Origin of the sequence: Pseudomonas sp. UBA7500 (assembly GCF_002478435.1) — a bacterium.
Taxonomy (GTDB): Bacteria; Pseudomonadota; Gammaproteobacteria; order Pseudomonadales; family Pseudomonadaceae; genus Aquipseudomonas; species Aquipseudomonas palmensis.
This window is the reverse complement of the sequence record NZ_DLNW01000010.1, coordinates 20,528-37,492: the sequence shown is the minus strand read 5'-3', so window position 1 is coordinate 37,492 and position 16,965 is coordinate 20,528. Positions and strand designations below refer to the sequence as shown.

Annotated in this window: 15 protein-coding genes; 6 read left to right on the top strand and 9 right to left on the bottom strand. The window is 66.5% G+C overall.

All coding sequences use genetic code 11. The annotated features are described in order from the left end of the window. Both B4I46_RS06585 and B4I46_RS06580 read right to left on the bottom strand, forming a co-directional pair. A partial coding sequence (locus B4I46_RS06585) for a sigma-54-dependent Fis family transcriptional regulator (protein WP_286899186.1) occupies positions 1 to 1,767 on the bottom strand: 1,767 nt, incomplete at its 3' end. A 136-nt stretch (positions 1,768 to 1,903) separates the two neighbouring features. Next, on the bottom strand, positions 1,904 to 2,617 hold the full coding sequence (locus B4I46_RS06580) for a LuxR family transcriptional regulator (protein ID WP_123752387.1): 714 nt from the start codon (positions 2,615 to 2,617) through the stop codon (positions 1,904 to 1,906). A gap of 222 nt (positions 2,618 to 2,839) precedes the next feature. Between B4I46_RS06580 and B4I46_RS06575 the strand changes: the two genes are divergently transcribed. Beyond that, a complete protein-coding gene (locus B4I46_RS06575; protein WP_043861164.1) occupies positions 2,840 to 3,424 on the top strand; it encodes an acyl-homoserine-lactone synthase in 585 nt (194 codons plus the stop codon). Between the two features lie 45 nt (positions 3,425 to 3,469). Further along, complete coding sequence (locus B4I46_RS06570) at positions 3,470 to 4,156, top strand: lysophospholipid acyltransferase family protein (protein ID WP_210015277.1); 687 nt, start codon at positions 3,470 to 3,472, stop codon at positions 4,154 to 4,156. Positions 4,157 to 4,221: 65 nt separating this feature from the next. On the opposite strand, the gene B4I46_RS06565 is transcribed toward B4I46_RS06570, so the two are convergent. The 5 genes from B4I46_RS06565 to glcD are packed head-to-tail and all read right to left on the bottom strand — an operon-like array spanning position 4,222 to position 10,646. Beyond that, positions 4,222 to 6,399 carry a malate synthase G gene (locus B4I46_RS06565; RefSeq protein WP_054915156.1) on the bottom strand — a complete coding sequence of 726 codons (2,178 nt, stop codon included), beginning with the start codon at positions 6,397 to 6,399 and terminating at the stop codon, positions 4,222 to 4,224. Positions 6,400 to 6,415: 16 nt separating this feature from the next. Beyond that, positions 6,416 to 6,823, bottom strand: coding sequence for a heme-binding protein (locus B4I46_RS06560; protein WP_043861167.1), 408 nt, complete (start codon positions 6,821 to 6,823; stop codon positions 6,416 to 6,418). Positions 6,824 to 6,827: 4 nt separating this feature from the next. Next, positions 6,828 to 8,054 (bottom strand): glycolate oxidase subunit GlcF, encoded by a 1,227-nt coding sequence (glcF, locus tag B4I46_RS06555; protein WP_043861168.1) that lies wholly within the window; start codon positions 8,052 to 8,054, stop codon positions 6,828 to 6,830. A 13-nt stretch (positions 8,055 to 8,067) separates the two neighbouring features. Next, a complete protein-coding gene (glcE, locus tag B4I46_RS06550) occupies positions 8,068 to 9,147 on the bottom strand; it encodes a glycolate oxidase subunit GlcE (protein WP_286899176.1) in 1,080 nt (359 codons plus the stop codon). Then, entirely contained in the window at positions 9,147 to 10,646 is a 1,500-nt protein-coding gene (gene glcD, locus B4I46_RS06545) for a glycolate oxidase subunit GlcD (RefSeq protein ID WP_043861170.1), read from the bottom strand. The genes glcE and glcD overlap by 1 nt, the downstream gene beginning before the upstream one ends. A 233-nt stretch (positions 10,647 to 10,879) precedes the next feature. On the opposite strand from glcD, the gene glcC reads away from it, so the two are divergent. From glcC to B4I46_RS06525, 4 genes are all read left to right on the top strand, one after another. Beyond that, positions 10,880 to 11,638 (top strand): transcriptional regulator GlcC, encoded by a 759-nt coding sequence (gene glcC / locus B4I46_RS06540; RefSeq protein WP_078481750.1) that lies wholly within the window; start codon positions 10,880 to 10,882, stop codon positions 11,636 to 11,638. Positions 11,639 to 11,785: 147 nt separating this feature from the next. Continuing rightward, positions 11,786 to 13,852 carry a maltose alpha-D-glucosyltransferase gene (gene treS / locus B4I46_RS06535; RefSeq protein ID WP_043861177.1) on the top strand — a complete coding sequence of 689 codons (2,067 nt, stop codon included), beginning with the start codon at positions 11,786 to 11,788 and terminating at the stop codon, positions 13,850 to 13,852. Between the two features lie 187 nt (positions 13,853 to 14,039). Beyond that, a complete protein-coding gene (locus tag B4I46_RS06530; protein ID WP_043861187.1) occupies positions 14,040 to 14,501 on the top strand; it encodes an Lrp/AsnC family transcriptional regulator in 462 nt (153 codons plus the stop codon). Beyond that, entirely contained in the window at positions 14,491 to 15,000 is a 510-nt protein-coding gene (locus B4I46_RS06525; protein WP_043861188.1) for a GNAT family N-acetyltransferase, read from the top strand. Before B4I46_RS06530 ends, B4I46_RS06525 begins: the two co-directional genes overlap by 11 nt. A 3-nt stretch (positions 15,001 to 15,003) precedes the next feature. Here the strand turns inward: B4I46_RS06525 and B4I46_RS06520 are convergent, their stop codons facing one another. After that, positions 15,004 to 16,353 carry an OprD family porin gene (locus tag B4I46_RS06520; RefSeq protein WP_058541266.1) on the bottom strand — a complete coding sequence of 450 codons (1,350 nt, stop codon included), beginning with the start codon at positions 16,351 to 16,353 and terminating at the stop codon, positions 15,004 to 15,006. Beyond that, positions 16,350 to 16,787 (bottom strand): pseudoazurin, encoded by a 438-nt coding sequence (locus B4I46_RS06515; protein ID WP_058541265.1) that lies wholly within the window; start codon positions 16,785 to 16,787, stop codon positions 16,350 to 16,352. The genes B4I46_RS06520 and B4I46_RS06515 overlap by 4 nt, the downstream gene beginning before the upstream one ends. Positions 16,788 to 16,965: the final 178 nt, after the last annotated feature.

The window sequence follows — 16,965 nt, the reverse complement described above, 5'->3', positions numbered from 1 at the left end:
CTCGCTGGCCGGGTCCTGGCTGTCGATGCGCAGCGGCTCGCCGCGCACCACCTGCACCACTTCCGCCGGCAGGCAATCCACGTCGATCACCCCGTCCTCGGCCAACGCCACCGCGTAGCGCAACGCATTGAGCAACTGACGAATATTGCCCGGCCACGCATGGGCATGCAGGCACTGGCGGGCCTGTTCGGTCAGCCGCACGCCGCTGCTCTGCGCCGCCAGTAACTGCTCGATCAACGCGCCCCGGTCACTGCGTTCGCGCAAGGCCGGCAACGCCAGGCTCATGCCGCCCAGGCGGTAGTAGAGGTCCTCGCGAAAGCGCTTGTCGCCAATCATCCCGTGCAGGTCCTGGTGGGTCGCCGACACCACCTGCACGTCCAGCGCCACCGGCGCCTGGGCGCCGATCGGGAAGATCTCGCGCTCGGCCAGCACCCGCAGCAAACGGGTTTGCAGGTGCGCCGGCATGTCGCCGATCTCGTCCAGAAACAGCGTGCCGCCGGCGGCCAGTTCCAGCTTGCCCTTCATGCCCTTCTTGTCGGCCCCGGTGAAGCTGCCGCCGCGGTAGCCGAACAGCTCGCTCTCGATCAGCGTCTCGGGAATCGCCGCGCAATTGAGCGCGATGAACGGCCCGGCGCGCCGCGCACTGGCCTGGTGGATGGCGCGGGCGAATGCCTCCTTGCCGGTGCCGGTCTCGCCGGTGATCAGTATCGGCAGGTCCTTGTCGAGCACCTTGCGCACCCGCTGCACCGCCTGTTGCAGGCGCGCATCGCCGCCGGCCAGCTGCTGCAGGTCGGGGTGGCTGCTGCGCACCGGCGGTCTGGCCGGGGCAGGGCGGTGGCGCTGCGACGGTATGCGCAGGCCCACATCCAGCAAGGCGTCGTCCTGCTGCCCGCGCAGGCGCACGCCGCGTGCACCGCCCTGGGTCAGGTGCAGCAGTTCATCCATCGAGGTTGGCAGCAGGCTGTCGATGCGCGCACCCAGCAGCGGCGCCGCATCGCGCTGGTGGGCAACGAAGGTGGCGCGGTTGGCGCCGATGATGCGGCCGTTGTCGTCCAGCGCCAGCAACTGCTCGTTGGCCAGGTCGGCTATGTCGTCGATGGGCTTGAGCGACAGGGTGAGGCGGTCGCGGTAGCACTCGCGAAAGTGCGCGTTCTCGATCAGCCGCGCATACAGGATCACCAGTTGCAGGGTCAGGTACTGCGCCTCCTTGGGCCCGTTGCTGTTCAGGCAGGTGGCGTTCAGGCAGCCGCGCAGCAGGCCCTGGGCGTCGAAGATCGGCGCCACCGAGCAGCTCAGGCGAAAGTTGGAGGCCAGAAAGTGCTCTTCGCGGTGGATGATCAGCGGCTGCGCGGCGGCCAGGGTGGTGCCGATGCCGTTGGTGCCGGCAATCGACTCGTCCCAGCGCGCGCCCACCACCAGCCCGGCCTGGGTATAGATGTGGCTGGCTTCGGGCAGGCGGGTGTCGAGGGTGATGCCGTGTTCGTCGCTGAGCAGCACCGCGAACCCGGCCGGCACCACGCGCCTGGCCAGGCCGCTGACGCCCTGGCTGGCGATGGCCAGGTATTGCTGGTGCTGCTGTTGATGCTGGCGGATGGCGTCGGCGCCCAGCACATGGGTACGCCCGGCGGCGCCGGGGTCGAGGCGATGCTCGACCACGCTGCGGTACCAGGACTGCGCAATGACAGGGTCGGGGCGGATGCCGCGCTCGGGGAAGTGATCGTCGACGAAGGCCGCAAGATCGCTCGGGCTGGTCTGGGTATGCTGCATGCTGGGCTCCCGTCGACCGTGGCGCGCGCAGGGGCGGCTCACCGTCATCTTGTTGTCTCGGGCCAGGGGCGGGCACCGATCTGTGCCTACCTTAGTCGCTGTGTCGGGAATTTTCAGCTATTGATGCAGCCCTGGCCTAGAAAAGCATCCCCAGCAGAATCGCCTTCACCGTCGCCTCGGCCTTGTTGCTGGCCTGCAGCTTGCGCATGGCGTTGACCAGGTGGAACTTCACCGTGCGGCTGTCGATGGTGAGGATGATGCTGATCTCGCTGTAGGTCTTGCCCACGGCGGTCCATTTGAGCACTTCTTTCTCCCGTGCGGTCAGGGTCTTCTGGGCCTCGGGCAGGTGGGTCTGGGCAAAGAAGCCGGTCATGGCACTGTGCGCCAGTTGCGACAGCCAGATGAGCTTGGCTTCCTTGGCGTCCAGTTCAAGTGTGGAGATCGGGTCATCCGGGCGGGACAGGGACAGCAGGCCGATGGTGCCGTAGTCGCCCTGCACCGACAGGCACCAGCCGTGGTCCAGGCTGTAGTGCCGCGCCTCTTCCCAGAATGCCTGCTGGTGCTGCTGTTGCGCGGCGGCCCACTGCAGGGGCGTGGTGCGGGTCAGCCCGTGGGCCACCGTCGGGTCGCAGGAAAAATAGTCCTCGGCCACGTACCTGGCTTCCCAGGCGCTGGGGTAGTTGGAGCGCAGGATGAACTGCGGGGCGGCGATCGGCAGCGGATTCTTCAGCCCATAGGAACAGAACTCGAAGTCCAGCTCGCGGGTAAGTCGGGTCAGCTCGCTGAACAGCTCGCCTTCGTTGCGGCACCCCGTCACCACGGCAATGAAGTGCTCGCGCCAGTCATTCACGCAATGTGCCTTTCATGGGTGGAATGTGCTCGGCCAATGGAGAGTGCAAACAGGCCGGAATTATACCGTACGGTACAGTTTTCGCGGAAAACTTCTGTAGCAAATGGCCATCAGTGCGCTGGCATTTCAGGTTTTTCCTACGAACAAACCTGCCCTTTCGGGCAGCTATATAGGCTCCGGAGGGTTTGTTGTACTCCCAGCTCTTTGAGTTGGGGCGTTTTCATGTTCACTGCTGTAACCGGGACCATCAAAGACTTTCCGCGCACCATGGCGAGCGCACTGGCCGAGTACCGCTACCAGGTGTTTGTAAGGGAGCTGGGCTGGCCATTGCAGTGTCCCGAGGGCCAGGAGTGGGATGAGTTCGACCGCCCCGACACGCTGTATGTGCTGGCATGCGACAAGCAACAGAATATTTTCGGTTGTGCCCGCCTGATCCCCACCCATCGCCCGTACCTGCTGGCAGAAGTGTTTCCGCACCTGGTTGGCGATGCGCCGCTCCCCTATCAGCAGGACATATGGGAGCTCTCGCGCTTCGCCATGAGTTCGCCCAAAGGCCAATACCTGTCGGCTGAACAGGCTTGGCAGAATACCGTGGCGATGGTCGGCAAGGTGATCGATGTGGCGCGTGCCCAGGGGGCGCGCAGGCTGATTGCCTTTACTGCAATGGGTAACGAGCGGTTGCTCAAGCGCATGGGCGTGACCACGCGAAGAATCGCGCGTCCGCAGATGATTGACGACAAGCCGGTGCTGGCCTTCTGGATCGAAATCGATGACCAGACGACCCGCGCACTGCAACTGGCAGCGTGACGGGTGAACATGTCGAGGGAAGGTGGTAAAGCAATGATTGCGTGTGTGCGTTGGCTGTTGGTCGTGCTGTTCGTGGTGGTGACGTTTCCGTTCCTGTGCCTGGTGCTGTTGCTCAATCCGCGCAAGCAGGACAACCTCTACCTGGCCTGCAAGGTCTACAGGGCCATCAACTGGATCTTTGGCGTGCGCGTCGAGGTCGGTGGTTTCGACGCCATCGCGCCCGACCGCTCCTACATCTATGTGGCCAACCACCAGAGCAACCACGATGCATTTGTCGTGGCCCAGGCGCTGCGCCCAGGCACGGTGATCGTGGGCAAGCAGTCGTTGCGCTGGCTGCCGTTGGCCGGGCAGCTGTACTGGCTGACCGGCAGCCTGTTCATCGACCGCAGCAACCCGCGCGCGTCGATCACCAGCCTGCGGCGCATCGCCACCCGCGTGGCCGACAGCAAGACATCGCTCTGGATCTTCCCCGAGGGCACGCGCAACACCGGGCAGGGCGTGCTGCCGTTCAAGACCGGTGCATTTCGCATCGCCAAGGAAATGGGCATCGGCATCATCCCCGTGACCATCAGCCCGGCGGTGCGCCGGATTCGCCACAACGCCCTGGGCTGCACCGATGTGAGTATCGTGGCGCACCGGCCCATCGAGGCCGACCTGGTGGCCAGCATGGATGCCAAGCAGCTGGCGTCGTATACGCGGGAAGTGGTCAACAATGGGTTGCCCATCGTGTAGTTGCCGGGGCCTTCGCCAGCAAGGCGGGTTCCTGCAGGAGCCAGCCTTGCGGGCGAAGAGGCCCGTCAGTTCGCCGCCTTGAACCTCAAGCGCCACGCATGCAGCAGCGGCTCGGTATACCCGCTCGGCTGCTCACGCCCCTTGAACACCAGGTCGCTGGCGGCCTGGAACGCCATCGAGGTGGCGAAGTCCGGCGCCATCGGGCGGTATGCCGCATCCCCGGCATTCTGCCGGTCGACCACCACCGCCATGCGTTCGAGCACCTCGCGTACCTTGGCCTCGCTCACCGTGCCATGCAGCAGCCAGTTGGCAATGTGCTGGCTGGATATACGCAAGGTCGCACGGTCTTCCATCAGGCCGACGTTGTGGATGTCCGGCACCTTGGAGCACCCGACCCCTTGCTCCACCCAGCGCACCACGTAGCCGAGAATGCCCTGGCAGTTGTTCTCCAGCTCCTGCAGTTTTTCCGCATCGCTCCAGTTCGGACGCGGCGACACCGGAATGGTCAGCAGGTCGTTGAGCAGGCTGTCACGCTCGCCGGCCAGGTCGATGCGCTGCAATTCGCTCTGCACCCCTTGCACGTCCACCTGGTGGTAGTGCAGCGCATGCAGCGTGGCGGCCGTGGGCGAGGGCACCCATGCGGTGGTGGCACCGGCCTTGGGGTGGCCGATCTTCTGCACCAGCATGTCGGCCATCAGGTCGGGCATGGCCCACATGCCCTTGCCGATCTGCGCGCGCCCCTTGAGCCCGCAGGCCAGCCCCACCAGCACGTTGTTGCGCTCGTAGGCGGTGATCCACGGCGTGGACTTCATGTCGCCCTTGCGCAGCATCGGGCCGGCTTCCATGGCGCTGTGCATCTCGTCGCCGGTACGGTCGAGAAAGCCCGTGTTGATGAACACCACCCGCTCGTGCGCTGCGCCGATGCACGCCTTGAGGTTCACCGAGGTGCGCCGCTCCTCGTCCATGATGCCCATCTTCAGGGTGTTGCGCGGCAGCGCCAGCAGGTCTTCGACACGCCCGAACAGTTCGGCGGCAAACGCCACTTCGGCAGGGCCGTGCATCTTCGGCTTGACGATGTACACGCTGCCGCTGCGCGAGTTGCCGCGCCGCTGCAGGTCGTGGATGGCGATCAGGCCGGTGAGCACCGCGTCCATGATGCCCTCGGGAATCTCGGCGCCATCGCCATCGAGAATCGCCGGGTTGGTCATCAGGTGGCCGACGTTACGCACGAACAGCAGCGAACGGCCATGCAGGGTCAGCGTTGCGCCATCGGCCGCGGTGTAGACGCGGTCCGGGTTGAGGCGGCGCACGCGGGTCTTGCCGCCCTTGCTGATCGCTTCGCTCAGGTCGCCTTTCATCAGGCCCAGCAGGTTGCGGTAGATCAGGGTCTTGTCTTCGGCATCCACCGCGGCCACCGAGTCCTCGCAGTCGAGGATGGTGCTCAGGGCGGCTTCGACCAGCACGTCCTTGACCCCGGCCGCATCGGTCTGGCCGATGGCGCTGGTGGGGTCGATCTGGATTTCCAGGTGCAGGCCGTTGTTCTTCAGCAGCACGGCGTTCGGCTGGGCGGCATCACCCTGGAAACCGACGAATTTGGCGGGGTCTTTGAGTGTGGTGGTCAGGCCGCTGATGAGGTCGACGCGCAGTTGCCCGTCCTCGATGCGGTAGGCCTTGGCCTCGGCGTGCGAGCCGCCGGCCAGCGGTGCAGCCTGGTCCAGGGCCTTGCGTGCAAAGGCGATGACCTTCTGGCCACGGCGCGGGTTGTAGCCCTCGCCAGCCTCGGCGCCGTCGGCGTCGCTGATCGCGTCGGTGCCATACAGCGCGTCATACAGCGAGCCCCAGCGTGCGTTTGCGGCGTTGAGCGCATAGCGCGCGTTCATCACCGGCACCACCAGCTGCGGGCCGGCCTGTTCGCACAGCTCGCTGTCGACGTTGGAGGTGCTCACCGCCACCTGTTCAGGCACCGGCACCAGGTAGCCGATCTCGCTCAGGAAGGCGCGGTAGGCCGGCATGTCGGCCACCGGGCCCGGGTGGGCGCGGTGCCAGGTGTCCAGCGCGGCCTGCAGGCGGTCGCGTTCGGCGAGCAGGGCGCGGTTCTTCGGCGCCAGGTCGTGCACCAGGGCGTCGAAGCCTTGCCAGAAGTTGGCCTCCGGCACACCGGTGCCGGGCAGGGCCTCGGTTTCGATGAAGTGCTGCAGGGCGCTCGCGACCTGCAGGCGTTGACGCTGAATACGGTCGTTCATGTTCGGTTGCTCCTGATCAGTCTTTAACGGCGGCAACGCCGGCCTTGGCCACCTGGGCGTCCTGTTCGGACTTGACCCCCGACACACCCACCGCGCCGACCACCTGGCCGTCGACGATCACCGGCACGCCGCCTTCGAGCGTGCCGCTGATCACCGGCACCGACAGGAACGCCGTGCGCCCGCCATTGATCATGTCTTCGTACAGCTTGGTTTCACGTCGGCCCAGCGCCGCGCTGCGGGCCTTTTCGGTGGCGATGTAGGCACTCACCGGCGCGCAGCCGTCCAGGCGCTCGAAGCCCAGCGGGTGGCCGCCGTCGTCGACCACGGCAATGCTCACGGCCCACTGGTTGGCCTGGGCCTCGGCACGGGCGGCGGCGAGAATCTGCTGCACGTCGCTCAGGGTCATTACGGGTTTGCTTTGCATGAAATCAGGCTCCTGGGTTGAGGGCTTGGTCAACGAGTTCGATCCAGTGCCGCACGGGGGTTCGCCCGGCACCGTCGAGGTGGGTCTGGCAGCCGATGTTGGCCGTGGCGATCACGTCGGGGTGGCCACTTTCCAGCGCATCGAGCTTGTTGTCGCGCAGTTGCCTGGACAGCACCGGCTGGGTCAGCGAATAGGTGCCGGCCGAACCGCAGCACAGGTGGCTGTCGGGTACCTCGGTAAGGTTGAAGCCCAGGCGTTTGAGTACGGCTTCAACTGCGCCGCCAAGTTTTTGTGCGTGCTGCAGGGTACACGGGCAGTGGAAGGCCAGGGTCTGGTCGCAGCACGCCTCGAAGCGCTCCAGCGGTTCGGCGCGGATCACTTCGACGATGTCCCGCGCCAGGGCGCTGATGCGCTCGGCCTTGGCCGCGTAGGCCGGGTCGTCGCGCAGCAGGTAGGCGTATTCCTTGACGAAGGCGCCGCAGCCGCTGGCGGTCTGCACGATGGCTTCGGCGCCGGCTTCCACGGCTGGCCACCAGGCATCGATGTTGCGCCGCGCACGTTCAAGCCCGGTGTCCTGCGCGTTGAGGTGATAGTCCACCGCGCCGCAGCAGCCGGCCTGGGCAATCGGCGTGATGCTGATGCCCAGGCGGTCGAGCACGCGCGCGGTGGCGGCGTTGGTGTTGGGCGACAGGCTGCGCTGCACGCAGCCTTCGAGCATCAGCACGCGCCGTGCATGGGTGGCCTGGGGGCGTTGCCGGGCCGGTGCCACGCTGCGTGGCAGGTGGGTCCTGAATGCCTCGGGCAGCACTGGGCGCAGCAGCTCGCCGGTACTCACCAGCGCCTGGAACAGGGCCGGGCGCGGCACCACGGCGCGCAGGCCGCTGCGCAGCAGGCGCTGGCCCAGCGGGCGGGGCACACGGGCCTCGATGGCGTCGCGACCGATGTCCAGCAGCTTGTGGTACTCCACCCCCGACGGGCAGGTGGTTTCGCAGTTGCGGCAGGTCAGGCAGCGGTCCAGGTGCTGCTGGGTCTTCTCGCTGACGGTGTCCTGCTCGAGGAATTGCTTGATCAGGTAGATGCGTCCGCGCGGGCCGTCCAGCTCGTCGCCCAGTTCCTGGTAGGTGGGGCAGGTGGCATTGCAGAAGCCGCAGTGCACGCAACTGCGCAGGATGCGTTCGGCTTCGTCGGCGTGGGGCAGGCGCTTGGCCGCTTCGCTCAGGTTGGTCTGCATGGTGGCTCCTGGGTCAGACGTCGGCGTACTGGCGGCCGGGGTTGAAGATGCCCTGAGGGTCCAGGTTGCGCTTGAGCGTCTGGTGAAACCGCAGGATCGGTGCGGCCAGCGGCTGGAACGGGCTGTCCACCACGCCCGGGGTGAAGCAGGTGGCGTGCCCGTTGGCGGCGGCGGCGAGCTGGCGGATGCTGTCGGCATCGGCGCTGCTCTTGAGCCAGCGTTGCGCGCCGCCCCAGTCGACGAGTTGCTCGCCCTCGATCGCCAGCGGCGCCGTCAGTGCCGGCACCGACAGGCGCCACAGCGGGCGCGGGTCGTCGAAGAACGCCAGGCGCTGTTCGCGCAGGTCGTCCCAGTAGCTGTCATCCAGCGCATCGCCGCCCAGGCGTTCAGCGGCGGCGCGTACCGAACCCTCGTTGCCTTCCAGGCGCAGGTACAGGATGCTGCCGTCATGGCTGGCGGCGGTCAGCGGGATCGGCTGCTGGCCCCATTCGCCGAGCTTGTCCAGGGCCATCTGCAGCGGCATGGCCTGGCGCAGGCTGACCCGGCAGCGGTACTTGGGCAGCACCTTGAACGAGGCTTCGGTGATCACCCCCAGGCACCCCAGGCTGCCAGCCAGCAGGCGCGACAGGTCGTAGCCGGCGACGTTCTTCATCACCTCGCCGCCAAAGCGCAGGTGCGTGCCCAGGCCGCTGATCATGCGCGTGCCCAGTACGAAGTCGCGTACCGAACCCGCCCATGGGCGACGCGGGCCCGACAGGCCGGCAGCGAGCATGCCGCCGACCGTGGCGTTGTCGCCAAAGCACGGCACTTCGCAGGCAAGCATCTGCCCGCCACGCTCCAGCGCGGCCTGCAGCTCGCGCAGGGGCGTGCCGGCGCGGGCGGTGATCACCAGTTCGGTGGGGTCGTAGGAGACGATGCCGGTGTGCCCGGCGAGGTCCAGTGGCTGGGCGTCGACGGGGCGCCCGTAGAAGGTCTTGCTGGCACCGCCGCGGATGAACAGCGGGGTGCGCTCGGCGATGGCCTGCTGCACGCGGGCCTGCAGGTCGGCGCTGCGGTCGCTGCCGTGTGCCGGGTCGAACAGTACGGTGCTCATCAGAAGCGCTCCAGGTCCGGGAAGGGCAGTTGGCCGTGGTGCACGTGCATGGCGCCGAATTCGGCGCAGCGGTGCAGGGTGGGGATGTTCTTGCCCGGGTTGAGCAGGCCCAGCGGGTCGAACGCAGCCTTTACCGCATGGAACAGGCTCAGCTCGTCGCTGTTGAACTGGGCGCACATCTGGTTGATCTTCTCGCGGCCTACGCCGTGCTCGCCGGTGATGCTGCCGCCGACCTTCACGCACAGCTCGAGGATCTTGCCGCCGAACGCCTCGGCGCGTTCCAGCTCGCCGGGGGTGTTGGCATCGAACAGGATCAGCGGGTGCATGTTGCCGTCGCCGGCATGGAACACGTTGGCCACGCGCAGGTTGTACTCGGCCGAGAGGTCGGCGATGGCCCCCAGCACGTGGGGCAGTTCGCGCCGGGGTATGGTGCCGTCCATGCAGTAGTAGTCGGGCGACAGCCTGCCCACGGCGGGGAAGGCGTTCTTGCGCCCGGCCCAGAAGCGCACGCGCTCGGCTTCGTCGCGGGCCAGGCGCACTTCGGTGGCACCGGCCTGTTCGAGCAGCACGCGCACGCGCTCGCAGTCGTCGTGCACGTCGGCCTCGACGCCGTCCAGTTCACACAGCAGGATGGCCTCGGCCTCTACCGGGTAGCCGGCGTGGATGAAGTCTTCGGCGGCGCGAATCGCCAGGTTGTCCATCATCTCCAGGCCGCCGGGGATGATGCCGGCGGCGATGATGTCGCCCACGGCGCGGCCGGCCTTTTCCACCGAGTCGAAGGCGGCCAGCAGCACCTTGGCCACCTGCGGCTTGGGCAGCAGCTTGACGGTGACTTCGGTGATGATGCCGAGCATGCCCTCGGAACCTGTGAACAGCGCCAGCAGGTCGAAGCCGGGGGCGTCCAGGGCATCACTGCCCAGGGTCATGCGTTCGCCCTCGACGCTGAGCATCTCGACCTTGAGCACGTTGTGCACGGTCAGGCCGTACTTGAGGCAGTGCACGCCACCGGCGTTCTCGGCGACGTTGCCGCCGATCGAGCAGGCGATCTGCGAGGAGGGGTCGGGTGCGTAGTACAGCCCATGCGGCGCGGCAGCCTGGGAAATCGCCAGGTTGCGTACGCCGGGCTGCACGCGGGCAAAGCGCCCGGCCGGGTCGATTTCAAGAATCTTGTTGAAGCGCGCCATTACCAGCAGCACGCCCTTTTCCAGCGGCAGCGCGCCGCCGGACAAACCTGTGCCGGCGCCACGTGCCACCACCGGCACCTTGCGCTCGTGGCACAGGCGCAACACGCTCTGCACCTCTTCCAGATGGCGCGGCAGCACCACCAGCATCGGCGTGGTGCGGTAGGCCGAGAGGCCGTCGCACTCGTAGGGCTTGAGGTCTTCGGCGGCGTGCAGGATATCCAGGTCGGGCAGGCGGCTCTGCAGGGTGTGCAGGAACTCGGCCCGGTCGACGCTGTGCAGCGCACCATCGACGCGTTCGTCGTAGAGAATATTCATGGGCAGGCTAACGACCCTTGTCTTGTTGTTATGGAAGCTCGATGGAACACGGCTCACTTGCATCATTGGCCGGCGGCGGCTTAGTGTCTATCGCTCAAATCACTGGTCGAACCAGTTTGTTGCTGCGGTTTTTCCGGCTTTTTCATGAATATTCAATAAATACAGTTAGTTATGTATTGATCTGGCAAGGGTAATAAAGCCCACGGTGTCTGGTCATACCAGTTGGAGGAACGATGGGCGAACCGCTTTCAATGCAGGTGGCAGACGTGGTGTGCGAGCGCATCGAGCGGCTGATCGTCGATGGCGTGCTCAAGGTCGGCCAGGCGCTGCCGTCGGAGCGGCGCCTGACCGAAAAGCTCGGCGTGTCGCGCACGGCCCTGCGCGAAGGGCTCAAGCTGCTGCGCGCCAAAGGCATCATCGAGACTGCGCATGGCAAGGGTTCATATGTCGCGCAGTTGTCGGGGCAGGGCAGCACCTCGGCATTGATGCACCTGTTCAGTTCGCAGCCGCGCACCCTGTACGACCTGTTCGAGGTGCGCAGCCTGCTGGAAGGGGAGTCGGCACGCCTGGCGGCGCTGCGCGGCACCGAGGCGGACTTCGTGCTCATACGGCGCAGCTACGAGGCGTTGCTGGCGGCCCATGAGCAGCCACTGACGGCCTCGGAGCATGCGCACCTGGACCATGCGTTTCACCTGGCGATCTGCGAGGCCTCGCACAACCCGGTGCTGGTGCAGACGCTGCGCTCGCTGACCGACCTGCTGTTGAACTCGGTGTTCGCCTCGGTGAACAACCTGTACCACCGCGATGTGCAGAAGCGCCAGATCGACCGCCAGCATGCGCGGCTGTACAACGCCGTGACCGGGCGAATGCCGGAGCAGGCGCGCAAGGCGGCGATTGCGCATATCCAGGGCATCTGCGCGAACCTCAAGGAGATCGAGGAGGAGGAGCAGCGGCTGGTACGCGCGACGTTGCGGCTGGAGGGGTGGGTTTGAGGGCGTGTGGGCCGGGGTAGGCGCGCCGTGCGGCGGAGCTCTGCCACATCTGCCCGCTGGTCGCAGCAAAAAATGCGAACGATTGCAGTCAAACCCACTCACACCTTGAGGGCACGACCCCACGCCCCCCGTCGAAGGAGCAAGCGTATGACCCAGCGAGGCCAGGACACCATCGAATGGCTGCAAGGCCAGTCCATGCTGCAAGCCGCCCGCGACCGCGCCCGGCTGTATGCAGGGCAGGCGCGCATGTGGCTGCACCCTTACGCCGAGGCCCGCGCCCGCGACGCCAGTGCCATCGCCTCGGTGTGGCTGACGGTGTACCCGGCCTCGATCATCGTCGAGGAGGGCGGTTCGGTGTTGCAGGCGCTGGCCCATGAGCAGCTGTGGCAGGCGCTGTCGGAGCTGGGCATCCAGGGCGTGCACACCGGGCCGTTGAAGCGCTCGGGCGGCATCACCCAGCGCGAGTTCACCCCCAGCGTGGACGGCAACTTCGACCGCATCAGCTTCGACATCGACCCGCGCTACGGCAGCGAGGCCGAGCTGGTGCACCTGAGCAAGGTGGCCTCGGCGCACAACGCGGTGACCATCGACGACTCGATCCCGGCGCACACCGGCAAGGGCGCCGATTTTCGCCTGGCCGAGATGGCCTACGGCGACTATCCCGGGCTGTACCACATGATCGAGATCCGCGAAGCCGACTGGGGCCTGCTGCCCGAGGTGCCGGCCGGGCGCGATGCGGCCAACCTCACGCCGGCCATGTGCGACGAGCTCAAGGCCCGCCACTACATCGTTGGCCAGTTGCAGCGGGTGATCTTCTTCGAACCCGGCATCAAGGAAACCGACTGGAGCGCCACGCCGCCGGTACTCGGGGTCGACGGCAAGCTGCGACGCTGGGTGTACCTGCACTACTTCAAGGAGGGCCAGCCATCGCTGAACTGGCTGGACCCAAGCTTTGCCGCGCAGCAGCTGATCATCGGCGACGCCCTGCACGCCATCGACGTGCTCGGCGCCCGTGGCCTGCGTCTGGATGCCAATGGCTTTCTCGGCGTGGAGCGGCGCGCCGAAGGGCCGGCCTGGTCGGAGAGCCACCCGCTGTCGGTCACCGGCAACCAGTTGCTGGGCGGCATGATCCGCAAGGCCGGCGGTTTCAGCTTCCAGGAACTGAACCTGACCCTGGACGACATCGCCAACATGTCCCACGGCGGCGCCGACCTGTCCTACGACTTCGTCACGCGCCCGGCCTACCAGCACGCGCTGCTGACCGGCGACACCGAGTTTTTGCGCCTGATGCTGCACCAGATGCATGCGTTCAAGATCGACCCGGCCTCGTTGATCCATGCCCTGCAGAACCACGATGAACTGACCCTGGAGCTGGTGCACTTCTGGACCCTGCACGCCAACGACAGCTACCTGTACAAGGGCCAGACCTTCCCCGGCAATATCCTGCGCGAGCATATCCGCAGCGAGATGTACGAGGGCCTGGCGGGCGAGCACGCACCGTACAACCTCAAGTTCGTGACCAATGGCGTGTCGTGCACCACGGTCAGCATCATCACTGCCGCGCTGGGCATTCGCGACCTGGGCAGCATCGACGCCGAGCAGCTGGCGCTGATCCAGAAGGTGCACCTGCTGCTGGCCATGTACAACGCCATGCAGCCGGGGGTGTTTGCGCTGTCGGGCTGGGACCTGGTCGGCGCCTTGCCGCTGGAGCCCGAGCAGGTGGAGGGGCTGATGGGTGACGGCGACACCCGCTGGATTCATCGCGGCGCCTATGACCTGGCCGACCTGGACGTGGAGGCGCAGCTCTCGGCCGAGGGCCTGCCGCGTGCGCGTTCGCTGTATGGCAGCCTGGCCAGCCAGTTGCAGCAGCCCGACAGTTTTGCCAGCAGCCTGAAACGCATGCTCGCTGTGCGCCAGGCCTATGCGATTGCGGCGAGCCGGCAGATCCTGATCCCCGAGGTGGCCAACCCGGCCTTGCTGCTGATGGTGCACGAGCTGCCGGCAGGCAAGGGCATCCAGATCACCGCACTCAACTTCGGTGCCGAGCCACTGAGCGAAACCCTGCATCTGCCGGATGTAAGCCCCGGCGCGGTGGTGGACATGATCAACGAACGGCTGGAGGGCGAGCTGAGCGAAGCGGGGGAGATGACCATCAATCTGGATGGCTATGAGGGCCTTTCGCTGCGCATCGTGAGCAGTGTGGCGACGCTGTAGGCGTTTGCATGCGGTAACGTTTTTACAGGCCCGGGGTTTCGTGTCTGACGGTTCCCCGGCCCCTTCGCTGGCAAGGCCAGCTCCTGCAAGGGGCCGCCACCGTCACCGCACTGCTGCCTGCCCCGTGACACACCCCGCCCACCTGATGGAAAATGCCCGACGCCTCTCCCCACCAAAAGGCTTCTGCATGGACAAGCTGGACCGGGCAATACTCGACCTTCTGCAAACCGACTGCACCCGCGCGGTGGGCGATATCGCCGAGCAGATCGGCCTGGGCACCACCGCCTGCTGGCGGCGCATCCAGAAGCTCGAAGAGGCCGGCATCATCCGCGGCCGCGTGGCCCTGCTCGACGGCAAGAAGCTCAATGTCGGCGTGGTGGTGTTCGTCTCGATCAAGACCACCCAGCACAACGCCGACTGGCTGGCCGGCTTTCATGCCGCCGTGGCCGGTATCGACGAAGTGCTGGAGGTGTACCGCATGGCCGGCGACACCGACTACCTGCTGCGCGTGGTGGTGCCGGACGTGGCCGCCTACGACGCGGTGTACAAGCAGTTGATCCGCATTCCGGGCCTGTCCGACATCAGCTCCAGCTTCTCCATGGAGCAGATCAAGTACTCCACCCGCCTGCCGCTGCGCTATGCGCCCTGAGCCGATCACGCTGCACCAGGCCGGCGCCGACGACAGGCAGGCTGCCGTAGCATTCGTGATGCAGGCCCGCGCCGCGCTGTTCCCCAAGCTCGCCGCCACCGGGATGCCGGCAGACCTGCAGCAGTTCGAACAGGTCTACCTGCACGGCGCGGGGCGTTTCCTGCTGGCCCGCTGCAATGGCCAGATCGTCGCGGCCATCGGCTACCTGCCTTACGACCACCGCTTCCGCCAGCTCGACTACCGTGGGCAGAAGGTGGTGGAAGTGGTGCGCCTGTTCGTGTTGCCGGCCTATCGCCGCAGCGGGCTGGCCGGTGAGTTGTACCGCGCGTTGCGTGAGCTGGCGCTGCAGGACCAGGTGCAGGTGCTGTACCTGCACACCCATCCGTTTCTGCCAGGCGCCATTGGTTTCTGGCAAAAACATGGCTTCGAGATCATCGATGTGGAAGCCGACCCGGTGTGGCAGACCACCCACATGCAATGTCGCCTGCCCGCCGGCTGAACCTCAGAAGCGCCCGTTGAGCGGGTATTCCACCGCCAATCGGATCTGGTCGGCATCCAGCTCGGCCTGGGCAGTGTTGCCCCGGTGCACGTTGTGCCGCAGCGACACGGTGGTGCCCTTGGCCACGCCGCCCTGCACCACGTAGCGCGCCTCCAGGTCGCGCTCCCAGTGCTTGCCGCCTTCGCCGTAGCCCAGGTACGCATAGCCGCCACGCGGGTCGACGTGGCTGCCATCGATGCGGCTGCCGCGCACATACGCCGCACTCAGCACCAGCCCGGGCAGGCCCCACGGGGTCATCGCCAGGTCGTAGCGGGCCTGCCACGACTGCTCGTTGGGGGCGTTGAAGTCCGACAATTGCACGGCGTTGCTGATGAAGATCGCGCCACGGGTCACATAGTCGAACGGTGTGTCGCCATCGACCTTCTGGTAGCCCAGGCTGAAGCTGTGCGGGCCCTGGGCGTAGGTCGAGAGCAGGCTCCAGGTGGTGTTGTCGATCTGCCCGGACAACGCCTTGCCGGTGTCGGTGGTGCGGTAAAGGTTGAGGTTGAAGGTGAGCGAGCGGTTGGCGTCCAGTGCATGGCTGAAGGTGCCGCCCAGGTAGTGCTGGTTCCAGGTATCTTCGTAGCGCGAGGTGTACAGGCTGGCGCTGAGGCTCGGGCTTGCGCTGTAGACCACCCCGGCCAGGTCGAAGGCATCGCCCTTTGCTGCGTTGGAGTAGTTCACCACGAACCCCTGGTCATGGCTGCTGGCGTTGCGGTCGGTGCTCTCGGTGAAGTGCCCGCCTACCAGTTTCACCCCTTCGAACTCGTTGCTGGTGACCAGCACCCCGGTGGCGGTTTCGGGCAGCAGGCGGCTGTCGGACGAGCTGAACACCGGGGTCTTGACCCGCTGTTCGCCATACGACAGCACGGTGGAGGAGGCCCGAAGCTTGACCGCCGCGCCGCCGCGGCTGAATTCGTTCTTGGGGTGGCCGTGGTTGTCCAGCCCCAGCAGGCGCGCCTTGCCGGCGCGTCCGCCGCCGCTGTCCAGTTGCACGCCGAGGTAGGCATGGGCATCCACGCCCACGCCGATCAGGCCCTGGGTGAAGCCCGACTGCAACGTGCCCATCAGGCCATAGGCCCATTCCTCGGCATAACCGTTGCGCTCGGCACGGGGCTTGTAGGCATTGCGTGCGCCGCTGTTGCGCGCGCCGTGGCGGTATTCGCGGTTGTCGTACACGCTGCGGTTGAGCAGGCTCCAGGTGCTGTCTTCGATAAGGCCGTTGGCCTGCTCCTGGGCCGATTCGGCCAGCACCAGGGGCGCCGGCCCGGCCAATGCCAGCAGCAGGGCCGAACGGGTGCGCAGTGCGATCATTGTGCGGCCTCGCGTTGCAGCAGGGCGGCAAGACGATCTGCTGCACGCCTGGGCAAGGTGCTCGGCAGGCTTGGTGGCGTGGCGGCGGGCTCACCGACCTGGATCAGCATCACCATGCCCATCGACAGGTGCGGGATGCACTGGATGCCGTACAGGCCCGGCACATTGAAGGTCTGCTCGATTTGCTGGTTGATCCTGCCCTTGAACGCCTCGGCGCCTTCGGGCAGCAGGCCGGGCAGCGAGGCGGCATTGTGCCCGCTCTGGGTGGCGATGAACTTCACCGAATCGCCGGGGGCGATGCGCAGGTAGTCCGGCTCGTACACCATGCTGCCGGTCGCACCACGGTTGAGCATTTTCACTTCGTGCACCTCGGCCGATACCGAAGGGGCGAGCAGGGCGCTGGCGAGCAGCAGGGGCAAGGCGGCAAGGCGCATGGGCGGGCTATCCATTTCAGGTCAAGGGGAACGAACGCGCAGGATCTGCGCGCCGTCGAAGGGGTCGGTCAGGTAGTGCGCCTGCACCCCGAAGGTGGCCTGCAGGCGTTGCGGGGTCAGCACCTGCAACGGCGGGCCGACATCCACCAGGCGGCCGCGCTCGAGCACGGCCAGGCGA